The sequence below is a fragment of the Sphingomonas parapaucimobilis NBRC 15100 genome (assembly GCF_000787715.1).
Taxonomy (GTDB): Bacteria; Pseudomonadota; Alphaproteobacteria; order Sphingomonadales; family Sphingomonadaceae; genus Sphingomonas; species Sphingomonas parapaucimobilis.
Window position 1 is genome coordinate 1 of the sequence record NZ_BBPI01000116.1, and the last position, 1,973, is coordinate 1,973.

Annotated in this window: 1 protein-coding gene; it reads left to right on the plus strand. The window is 73.1% G+C overall.

The features are described 5' to 3' along the window. Nucleotides 1-1,973 (plus strand): Ig-like domain-containing protein (locus SP5_RS18285; protein WP_042491515.1); only part of this gene is annotated, 1,973 nt, incomplete at both ends.

Sequence of the window (1,973 nt, forward strand, 5' to 3'; positions counted from 1 at the left end):
TAACACCTCGCCCGCCACGACCATCAGCGCACCCGATATCACGGCTCCGACCGCGCCAGTCGTCACGGTAAGCGCGGACGGCACGCAGCTGACCGGCACGGGTGAGCCGGGCGCCACGGTGCAGGTCGTCGATGCGGGCGGCCAGCCGATCGGCACCGCGACGGTGGGCAGCGACGGCAGCTTCGGCGTGGCCCTGCCCACGGGGGTCGCCAACGGCCAGACGCTGTCGGCCATCCAGACCGATGCAGCGGGCAATACCTCGCCCGCGAGCGTGGCGGTCACGCCCGATCTCGTCGCCCCCGCCGCTCCCGTCGGGACGGTCGGCGCGGACGGCACCAGCATCAGCGGAACCGGCGAGCCGGGTGCGACCCTGATCGTGCGTGCGCCCGACAACAGCGTGCTCGCCACCGTCACCGTCGCCGCCGATGGCAGCTTCAGCGCGCCGCTGACCACGCCGCAGGCCAATGGCGAAACCCTGTCCGTGACGCAGACCGATGCGGCGGGCAATGTCTCGCCCGTCGCCACCGTCACCGCGCCCGACATCACGCCCCCCGCCCCGCCGCTTGCCACACTCTTGGCGGACGGCACGGCGGTCTATGGCAATGGCGAGCCCGGTGCGACGGTGCAGGTCGTCGACACCAACGGCACGCCGCTGGGCAGCGCGGTCGTGGCTGCGGACAGCAGCTATACCCTGACCCTCAACCCGCCGCAGATCAGCGGCCAGACCCTGTCGGCGGTGCAGACCGATCCGGCCGGCAACCCGTCGCCACCCGCCACGGTCGCCGCCCCCGACCTGACCGCCCCCCCGGCACCGATCGCGACCATCGCCGCCGATGGTGCCAGCGTGACCGGCACCGGCGAGCCCTTCGCCACCGTCCGCGTGCGCGCCGCCGATGGCACGGTGATCGCGACGGTGACGGTCGGCCCGGACGGCAGCTTCGCCACGCCGCTGTCGCCGCCCCAGGCCAATGGCGAGGCGCTGTCGCTCGACCAGACGGATCGCGGCGGCAACCTGTCGCCCGCCACGCCGCTGACCGCGCCCGACATCACCGCACCGACCGGGCTGACCGCCGCGATCAGTGGTGACGGCGCGATCGTCACCGGTTCGGGCGAGGCAGGCGCGACCGTCACGATCCGCGATGCGAACGGCGCGGTGCTGGGCACCGCCACGGTCGCCGCCAACGGCATCTATAACGCGACGCTGACCACGCCGCAGACCAATGGCGAAACGCTCCAGGTGACGCAGGCCGATGCGGCGGGCAATGTCTCCGCCCCCGCCAGCGTCCTCGCGCCGGATACCACGCCGCCGCTTGCGCCGACCGGGTCGGTGGTCGATGCGGGTGCGACCCTGTCGGGCACCGGCGAGCCGGGCGCGACCCTCACTATCCGCGCCGCCGACGGCACTTTGCTGGGTAGTGGTCAGGTGGCCCCGGACGGCAGCTTCGCGGTGACGCTGAACCCCGCCCAGGCCAATGGCCAGGCGCTCCAGCTGCTCCAGAGCGACGCGGCGGGCAATGCCTCGCCCATCGTCGCGGTGACCGCGCCCGATATTACCGCCCCGATCGGGCTGACCGCCACGATCAGCGGCGACGGCACCGTCGTGACCGGCGTCGGCGAGGTCGGCGCGACCGTCACGGTCCGCGATCCCGATGGCCTCGTCATCGGCACCGCCGTCGTCGGCGCGAACGGCAGCTATGCCGCGTCGCTGACGCCTGCCCAGATCGATGGCGAGACGTTGCAGGTGACGCAAGGCGATGCGGCGGGCAATGTCTCGACGCCCGCCACCGTCGCAGCGCCGGACCTGACCGCACCGCTGGCGCCCGTTGGCACCATCTCCGCCGACGGCACGCTGGTGAACGGCACGGGCGAACCCGGCGCGACCGTCACGGTGCGTGATGTTAACGGACAGCCTCTCGGCACGGCCACGGTCGCCGCCGATGGCAGTTTCTCGGTCCCGCTGGCGAGCGCACAGC